This is a genomic window from Nonomuraea sp. NPDC001684 (genome assembly GCF_053596515.1).
In genome coordinates, this window is the sequence record NZ_JBSFGJ010000422.1 from 1 (window position 1) to 8179 (window position 8179).

Below are 8179 nucleotides of genomic sequence, written 5' to 3' on the forward strand. Positions count from 1 at the left end.
GGTTCGGGAAACGATCATTCCTGTCGCGGGAAGCGATCTTCCAGAGTCCTCGGTCCGGCCAGGTGCGTTGCCGGCCCCGTCGCGCGAGCAGGGTCGCGGTCGATGATGCCGTCGCGGACGGTAGCGTGCATCGCACACGTCGTGCTGCCGTGCCGGACCCTCTTCGCGCTTGTTAGCCATAATCTGACTAGTTAGAGTATGACTATGGCGCAACGTTCCGTCCTCGGACTCATCGTGCTGGGGTTGCTCACCGAGGAACCCATGCACGTCTACCGCATGCAGAAGCTCATCGAGCTGTACGGCAAGGACCGTGTCGTGAACGTCAGGCGCCGGGCAAGTCTGTACCAGACCATCGACCGGCTGACCCGCCTCGGCCTGGTGGCGGTGCTGCAGCGGGAGAGCACCGAGAGCCACCCGGACCGCACCGTCTACGCCATCACCGACCTGGGGCGCGAAACCGCCGAACGCTGGCTGCGCGAGATGCTGCGCACCACGGGCGGCGAGTTCCCGGAGTTCGTCGCGGCCGTTTCGATACTGGTCGGGCTCCCACCGGAAGCAGCGCGCAAGGAGCTGGAGACACGCGCCCACGCGCTGGCCGGGGCCCTGGCGGAGGTCGAGTCGACGCTGAGGTCCGCCGGTGAGGTGCCACGGCTGTTCCTGCTGGAGGAGGAGTACCGCCGCGCGGTGCTCACCGCCGAACTGGAGTGGGTCCGCGGTGTGGTCGAGGACCTGCGGCAGGGACGGCTGACCTGGGACGAACCATGGCGGCGCGCGATCGCGGCCGCCCTCGAATCACCGGAGGAAGAGGCATGAGCGAGGAGCTGTACTACGAAGTGACGGGCTCGGGCCCGTTACTGCTGCTGATCGCCGGCGGCACCGACGACGCCAGGGACTTCACCGGGATGACGCCGCTGCTGTCCGACAGCTACACGGTGGTCTCCTACGACTGCCGCGGCGTCTCCCGCAGCCGGTCCGACGGCCCGCCTCCGGACGTGTCGATGGAGACGCAGGTGGCGGACGCCCATTGGGTCCTGAAAGCCGCCGGCGGCGGACCGGCGCACGTCTTCGGCAACAGCAGCGGCGGGCTGATCGCCCTGGCCCTCGCCACCCGCCATCCCGGCCTGGTACGTACGGTGGTCACCCACGAACCGCCCGCCGTCTCCCTCCTCCCCGCCGACGATCCCCGCAGGAAGCTGGGCCACGAGGTGGACGAGGCGTACCGAAGCGGCGGGGTGGAGGCGGCGATGGCGCTCTTCGCGGCCGGCGCCGGTTTCGACAAGTGGGACCCGGACCCGCCCGGCGGAATCGCGGAGTCGCCGGAAGCGATGGCGCAGATGCAGGCCAAGCTCGCCCGGATGCAGACCAACCTGGAGTTCTTCTTCGGGCATGCGGCACTGCCGTACATGTCGTACAAGCCCGTCGTGGACCCCTCCACCCACGTCGTGGTGGCAGTCGGTGAGCAGTCGCGCGGGCAACTGCCCCACGACACGGCACTGGCGCTGGCCGAACGACTGGGCGTCAAGCCGATCATGGTCCCGGGTGGGCATTCAGGCTTCGTCACCCACCCCACCGCATTCGCCCACAAGCTCCGCCAGATCCTGGCCTGACCCGGCCTGCCGAAAACCCACTGTGGGCGGTCACCAGCCGTCATCGACATCGTCGAGGTCTGTTGCGGGATCGTCGCCCTCGTCAGCCCCGTTGTTCTCGCCCGAAGAGGACGGCTCTTGCCAGTTGCCGGTCCGGAGGTCGTCCACCAGGCTGATGGTGGCAAAGATTCCGAAGGCCGCGGTGAAGAGCCCCATCAGCACATTCCAAGGGGTGGAGAGGTCCTCGCCCGCACCGTTGATTCCGTGGATCACTCCAGCGATCGTCAGCAGTCCCTCGACGGTCACTGCTGCCGCGAAGATCAGACACACTGCTGCGATGCAGCGTTGCTCGGTCGTGGGGCGTGTGCTGGGTGTTTCGTGCCCACGCTGCTTCATGTCGCTCAAAATATGGATGGGCCAGCGGCCCGCCTAGTGGCTGAAAGGGTGGGAATCGCTGCTGTCGCCTTCCCGTGCGCCCGCGTGCAGTGCACCCGCGTCAGGCCCTGTACCCACGCCGCCACCAGCGCCTGCTCCTGCGGCGGATGAGGTTGGCACCTCTGTGAACAGGGCCATGTCGCTGGCTGGCGGCTGGGGCCACCTCGGGGAGAAGGGCGCCGTCGAGGAGTTCCGGCGACGGGGCGGCGACGTCGTCCCCGAACCACGCAACCCCGCCGACGGCGACGCGGCCGTCATCCTGGCTGTCGTCGTGTTCGGGCCGCGCGGCGGCAGGCGACGGCCACCCACCCAGGGAGTACGTCGCCCTTCAGTACCCCTGAGGCGGGGCAAGCCGAACCCGCCGGACGACGACCGCTACCCGGCCGTCCGCCCGGCCCGCGTCGGCGAGTTCGTGAGCACGCTGCGCCTCCGACCCCGGTCAGCCGCGCAGCAGGGCGGTGAGGTCGTCCCAGCGCGACATGAGCAGCCCGGCGATGGCGCCGAAGATGCCGACGACGGCGGCGAGCGCGAGGTCGGCGGGCTGGGGGGCCGACGCGCCGGCCAGCCCGAGCAGGGCGACCGCGAGGAGAACGAGGTTGCGCACCACGTGCTGCACCCCCATGGGCGTGGTCGAGGCGCCGAAACAGCGGCACGACACGGCGGCCCCGCGCCGGACGACGCGCACGACGGCGACCGTGAGGCAGGCCAGCAACCCGGCCGCCAGCACGAACGCCGCCGTCCCCGCCCACGGCAGCGGGATCGCGGCCAGGACGACCACGAGGGCCTCCGCCACGGCGGCCGCGACGGCGACCGGCCGGGCCGCCGCGCCACGGGCGACCCTCATCGCCCTGACGGACTCGACGAACTCTCTCCAGGCCGTGCGGCTGGTCACCTTGCTCGCCAGCGCGAGCGCGAACGTGGTGAGCAGCAACAGCCGGCACGCCACGTCGACGTACTGCATGATCGCAACCTCACGAGTCGGGCAATGGGGATGACGGGCCGGAGTGCGGCCGGGACACGTCGGTCGTGGAGTCGCCGGCCCGCGCCGGGCTCGCCGAGGCCAGTGGGACGGATTCTTTCGGCTGATCCCTTACCGCCCGCATGTTGGCAGGTGATTCCCGTCCAGCGCAACACCCCGGATCGGCCGGCCGGGCCGCGGCGTCCGGAGAACCGGCGCTCTGCCTGGGCCGATGGAGGCCGTTGAGAAACCATTGAGAAATCGTTCAGGAGGGTGACGCATGCTGCGGCCACCAGCCCACCGACCGAAAGGAAGGCTTCATGCGTGCCATGACCAAATTGGCCGATCGGCTGCTGGAGATGGTCGCCCCGCACACCGTCGCCCGGGCGACCGACTGCGACTACCAGTGTTGCAGGGCGGACTACTGGAAGTACTGCTGCTACTACCCGAACGGCACCTCGCACTGCGGCTCCTGCATCACCAACTCGAGCGCCCAGTATTGGTGCTGAGACCGACCGGTGCCCGGCTGCCGTCCGGTGGCCGGGCGCCTCGTTCGTGCCCCCTCTCCGGGAGTTGGACAGTGTCCTACGCAATCGCCGTGCCGGCTCTCGCCGGCGTTCTGTTCCTGATGAACCTGGTGCTGGCGCTCGCGGTGCTGCGGCGCCTGCGCAGGCACACCGCCCGCATCGACCACCTGTACGAGGTCGTCGCCGGCACCCCCGACCTCGACGGCCCCGCCACGGGCGACCTGGTCGGCGACTTCTCCGCCACGGACCTGGACGCGGCCCCCGTGACGCGGGACTCACTGCCGGAGGGCGGCGTGGTGGCCTTCCTGTCGCCCGACTGCGAGGGCTGCCGGGCGGAGCTGACCGAGCTGACCGCCTGGGCGGCCGGGCAGGACCGGTCGCGGGTCCTGGCGGTCGTGGACGCCCGCGCCGGGGACCCCGCCCGCATGGTCGCGGCGCTCTCCCCTGTGGCGCGGGTGGTGGTGGAGCGCGACCACGCGCACGTCGCCGAGGCCTTCGGGGCGCGGACCGTGCCGACCGTCTTCCGCGTCGCCGCGGGCGGGACGGTCCTGTCCCGCGTCCGCAGCGTCACGCGGCTCCCCGAGACCGCCGGGAGCCGCGGGGCCGAGCGGGCGGCGAGCAACCCGTCGTGAACGTCGAACCGGAGGTGAACCCGTGACCCCATTGCTGATCGTCTCGAGTCTGTTGTGCGTGTTGTGCCTGGCGGGCCTGGTGCTGATGCTGGGGTTGGCCCGGCGGCTGCAGGAGCACGGCAAGCTGCTCGACGCCCTGGACGAGGTCGTCGAGCAGCGCAGCGGGCCCGGCGCGAAGGGACTGGCGGCCGGTGAGGTGGCCGGCGCGTTCGACGTGCGGACGGTCGACGGCGACCGCGTCGCCCGCGACCTGCTGCCCGACGGCGCCGTGGTCGCCTTCCTGTCCTCCGACTGCGGCCGGTGCCGGACCGAGCTGCCCGAGCTGGCCTCCTGGGCGGCCCGGCAGGACCGGTCGCGGGTGCTCGTGGTCGTGGACGCCGAGCCGCTGGCCCGCACGCTCTCGCCGGTGGCCCAGGTGGTCGTCGAGCCGGACGGCGGGCCGGTGACCGGCGCGTTCCAGGTGGACTCCTTCCCCAGCTTCTTCCAGGTCTCGGCGGGAGGCGGTGTCCTGGCGCGCATCCGCGGCGTCGCCCAGCTGCCGGCCGGCTCGGCGGCATGACGGACGGGCCGGGCCCCCGCGTCCTGGCCGCCTGCGCGGCGCGGGGCGTCGGGCTGGTGTGGCGGGCCGCGCCGCTGTACGTCCTGGGGTACGTCACGGTCACGCTGGTGAGCGGCGTCACCCCGGTCGTGCTCGCGTGGCTGACCAAGGCGGTGCTCGACGGCGTCGCCACTGGGCGGGTCGCCTCGCTGCTCTGGCAGGCGGTGGCCGTCGCGGCCGTCACGACGCTGGCGGCCGGCGCCGCGCAGGCGGCCCAGTACCTGCGGGCCGAGGTCGACCGGCAGGTGTCGGTGCGGGCCAAGGCCGAGCTGTTCGCCGCGGTGTGCGGGTTCACCGGGCTTGCCAGGTTCGAGAGCCCGACCTTCCTGAACCGGCTGCGCATGGCCCAGCAGAGCGCCAGCAACCCGGGCAGGCTGGTGGACACCGCGCTCTCGACGACCAGCAGCGTGATCACCGTCGCCGGGTTCGTCGGGTCGCTGGTGGTGATCAGCCCGGCCTTCACCGGGCTGGTGCTGCTGTCGGCGGTCCCGGCGCTGCTGATCGAGCTGCGGCTGGCCCGCCAGCGGGTGGACATGATGTGGCGCATCGGGCCGGCCGAGCGCCGGGAGATGTTCTACGCCCACCTGATGTCCACGACCGACGCGGCCAAGGAGATCCGGCTGTTCGACCTCGGGTCGTTCCTGCGGCTGCGCATGCTGGGCGAGGCGTGGACCGCCATCAGGGCCCGCCGGACGATGGACCGGCGCGAGTTCGGGATGCAGGCGGGCCTGGCGGGCGCGTCGGCGCTGGTCGCCGGGGCCGGCATGGTGTGGGCGATCCTGGCGGCCGGCCAGGGGCGGCTGAGCGTGGGCGACGTGGCGATGTTCGTGGCGGCCGTCGCGGGCGTGCAGGCGGCGCTGAACGTCACCGTCTCGGCCGGGACGATGGCCCACGAGCAGTTGCTGACCTTCCACCACCACGTCACGATCCTGGACTCGGGCCCGGGGCTGCCCTCGCCCGCGCGGCCCGTCCCGCTGCCGGCGCTGCGCCGCGGCGTCGAGCTGCGCGACGTGTGGTTCCGCTACAGCGACGAGCACCCGTGGGTGCTGCGCGGCGTCGACCTGTTCATCCCGTACGGGCACACGGTCGCGCTGGTCGGGCGGAACGGCGCGGGCAAGAGCACGCTGGTCAAGCTGCTGTGCCGGTTCTACGACCCGACCCGCGGCGCGATCCTGTGGGACGGCGTGGACATCCGGGACGTGACCCCCGGGACGTTGCGCGCCCGCATGGGGGCGGTGTTCCAGGACTTCGTCTCCTACGAGCTGACCGCGGCCGACAACATCGCCGTGGGCGACCTCACCGCGGAGGGCGATCGCGACCGCCTGGAGCGCGCCGCCCGCGAGGCCGGCGTCCACGACGCCCTCTCCGCCCTGCCGCACGGCTACGACACGATGCTGAGCCGCGAGTTCGCGCCGGAGCAGGACGAGGAGGAGGACGGCGTGCTGCTGTCCGGCGGGCAATGGCAGCGGCTGGCGCTGGCCAGGGCCTTCCTGCGGCGCGACGCCGACCTGATGATCCTGGACGAGCCGAGCGCCGGCCTCGACGCCGAGGCCGAGCACGAGGTCCACCGGCAGCTCGCCCGCCTGCGGGCCGGACGGACCAGCGTCGTCGTCTCCCACCGGCTCGGCGCGATCCGCGACGCCGACGACATCGTGGTGCTCGGCGACGGCGTGGTCACCGAGCTGGGCACGCACGGCGAGCTGATGGCCCTGGACGGCACGTACGCCCGGCTGTTCACCCGGCAGGCCAGCGGCTACCGGGACGACGTGGAGGTGCCCGGATGATCGTCGCCGGCCTGGTCGCCGGGCTCGGGGCGATCGGGCTCGGGGCGATCGGGCTCGGGCTCGCCTGGCTGCGGCGCGCGTACGTGGTGGTGACCGTGGAGGGGGAGAGCATGCTGCCCACCTACCGGCCCGGGGAGCGCGTGCTGGTGCGCAGGGCCGGGCCGCGACGGCTGCGCACCGGCCAGGTCGTCGTCCTGGCCCGGCTCGTGGAGGCGGCCGAGGACGGGCAGGCGCGCTGGATGATCAAGCGGCTCGCGGCCGTCCCCGGCGACCCCATTCCCCGCGCGACCGTGCCCGCCCTTCGCACCGCGCCGGGAACGCGCGTCCCGGACGGCCATCTCGTCGTGCTGGGCGACAACCCGCGGCGCTCGCTCGACTCCCGCCGCACCGGCTACCTGACCGCCGACCGGCTGCTCGGCGTGGTGCTGCGCAAGGTCGAGAGCACGGACGCCCCTCGGGCCCTGCGCGCACCATGATCGGACGAGCGCGGCTCCGGGCGCGGAGCCGGCGCGCGTCACCGGACCGGGCGGATGCCTTTCGCGATCTTCCGCAGCTCACTCATGGCGTCGATCTCCTTGGCGTACTCGGGGCCGATGAGCACCTTGACGGCCAGGTCCTTGCGGAGCTTCCAGGTGACCGAGGGCGTGACCGGGCCGCCGGCGGCTCCCGAGTCGCCGTCCCTGGACAGCCGCGCGGGCCTGCCGTCCAGGTCCACCGTCTCGGTCCGGGGTTCTGGCCGGAAGTCGTACAGGACGTTCGCGGACGCGTCGTGGGCCACGATCACCTGGACGGCGTAGCCGTCCTGCTGGATGCCCGGCTTCCGGTAGCTGGTGGTGTAGCTCTTGCCGGGGCCGATCACGTCGTCTTTCGACCATTTGCCCCATTCGAGCCCGTCCGGCAGGTAGGTGAGCTGGATGCCGCCGAACTTCCGCCCGTCGCCGAGGTCACCCAGGGCCTGCGGCGTCGGCGCGGGCGGCAACTGGACATGCAGCGTGACCGTACTGCCCCGCGCGACGACCTGGCCGGCAGCCGGTTCCTGCGTGCCCACCAGGCCGTTGTCGCTCCGCATCCCGGCGAGCGCGACCTTCAGCCCGGCGTCGTGGAGCGCCTTGGCCGCCTCGGTGGCGCGCCGGCCCGTTACGTCGGGCACGGTCACGTCGTCGCGCATCACGACCTGGTTCGGGCCGTTGTCGGCGGGTTCGCCGGGATTCAGCATCATCGGCACGGTCACGGCCACGGCCGCCGTGACGATCGCCGCGCCCGCCACGCGGAGCCTGGTCACGCGGGCGCGGTGCCCCCGGCGTACGGCGCTGCCCAGTCCGGGCCCGGCCTGAACCTCGGCGACGTGCGCCGCCATGGCGTCGGCGAGGTCGTCCTCGATCGTCATCTCGTCACTTCCCTTGCGACATCCATGTTCTGGCGGATCCTGGCGAGCCCGCGCGCGGCCTGGCTCTTGACCGTCCCGGCCGAGCAGCCGAGCAGGGCCGCGGTGGCCTGCTCGGACTGGTCCTCCCAGTAGCGCAGGACGAGCACGGCGCGCATCCTGGGCGGCAGCCTGCGCAGCTCACTGATGAGCGCGTCGCGCAGGTCGAGGTCGGGAGAGTCGGCGGCGGTCTCGGGCGGCCGGGCGAACATGATCTCCCGGACGACCCTGCGCCG

11 protein-coding genes are annotated in these 8179 nt (G+C 72.4%); 7 read left to right on the forward strand and 4 right to left on the reverse strand.

The genetic code is table 11. The annotated features are described in order from the left end of the window. Nucleotides 1-204 precede the first annotated feature (204 nt). Both ACWCSD_RS42170 and ACWCSD_RS42175 read left to right on the forward strand, forming a co-directional pair. Nucleotides 205-813, forward strand: a complete 609-nt coding sequence (locus tag ACWCSD_RS42170) for a PadR family transcriptional regulator (protein ID WP_397159369.1) — start codon at nt 205-207, stop codon at nt 811-813. Further along, entirely contained in the window at nt 810-1607 is a 798-nt protein-coding gene (locus tag ACWCSD_RS42175) for an alpha/beta fold hydrolase (protein ID WP_449923446.1), read from the forward strand. The genes ACWCSD_RS42170 and ACWCSD_RS42175 overlap by 4 nt, the downstream gene beginning before the upstream one ends. 30 nt (nt 1608-1637) lie before the next feature. On the opposite strand, the gene ACWCSD_RS42180 is transcribed toward ACWCSD_RS42175, so the two are convergent. Continuing rightward, nucleotides 1638-1982, reverse strand: a complete 345-nt coding sequence (locus tag ACWCSD_RS42180) for a hypothetical protein (RefSeq protein ID WP_397159373.1) — start codon at nt 1980-1982, stop codon at nt 1638-1640. Between the two features lie 478 nt (nt 1983-2460). Continuing rightward, the gene (locus tag ACWCSD_RS42185) at nt 2461-2982 is read right to left on the reverse strand and encodes a MauE/DoxX family redox-associated membrane protein (RefSeq protein WP_449923450.1); all 522 of its coding nucleotides are present in this window, start codon (nt 2980-2982) and stop codon (nt 2461-2463) included. A gap of 326 nt (nt 2983-3308) precedes the next feature. On the opposite strand from ACWCSD_RS42185, the gene ACWCSD_RS42190 reads away from it, so the two are divergent. The 5 genes from ACWCSD_RS42190 to ACWCSD_RS42210 all read left to right on the forward strand — a co-directional run bounded on the left by ACWCSD_RS42190 (nt 3309) and on the right by ACWCSD_RS42210 (nt 6996). Next, nucleotides 3309-3488 carry a hypothetical protein gene (locus ACWCSD_RS42190; protein ID WP_397159376.1) on the forward strand — a complete coding sequence of 60 codons (180 nt, stop codon included), beginning with the start codon at nt 3309-3311 and terminating at the stop codon, nt 3486-3488. A 71-nt stretch (nt 3489-3559) separates the two neighbouring features. Next, nucleotides 3560-4138, forward strand: a complete 579-nt coding sequence (locus tag ACWCSD_RS42195; RefSeq protein ID WP_397159378.1) for a TlpA family protein disulfide reductase — start codon at nt 3560-3562, stop codon at nt 4136-4138. Nucleotides 4139-4160: 22 nt separating this feature from the next. After that, complete coding sequence (locus tag ACWCSD_RS42200) at nt 4161-4697, forward strand: hypothetical protein (protein ID WP_449923454.1); 537 nt, start codon at nt 4161-4163, stop codon at nt 4695-4697. Continuing rightward, nucleotides 4694-6520 (forward strand): ABC transporter ATP-binding protein, encoded by a 1827-nt coding sequence (locus ACWCSD_RS42205; protein ID WP_397159381.1) that lies wholly within the window; start codon nt 4694-4696, stop codon nt 6518-6520. Before ACWCSD_RS42200 ends, ACWCSD_RS42205 begins: the two co-directional genes overlap by 4 nt. After that, complete coding sequence (locus ACWCSD_RS42210) at nt 6517-6996, forward strand: S26 family signal peptidase (RefSeq protein ID WP_397159383.1); 480 nt, start codon at nt 6517-6519, stop codon at nt 6994-6996. The genes ACWCSD_RS42205 and ACWCSD_RS42210 overlap by 4 nt, the downstream gene beginning before the upstream one ends. 38 nt (nt 6997-7034) lie before the next feature. On the opposite strand, the gene ACWCSD_RS42215 is transcribed toward ACWCSD_RS42210, so the two are convergent. Then, nucleotides 7035-7907 carry a PASTA domain-containing protein gene (locus ACWCSD_RS42215; RefSeq protein WP_449923459.1) on the reverse strand — a complete coding sequence of 291 codons (873 nt, stop codon included), beginning with the start codon at nt 7905-7907 and terminating at the stop codon, nt 7035-7037. After that, nucleotides 7904-8179 (reverse strand): sigma factor-like helix-turn-helix DNA-binding protein (locus ACWCSD_RS42220; protein ID WP_449923462.1); only part of this gene is annotated, 276 nt, incomplete at its 5' end. The genes ACWCSD_RS42220 and ACWCSD_RS42215, both read right to left, overlap by 4 nt.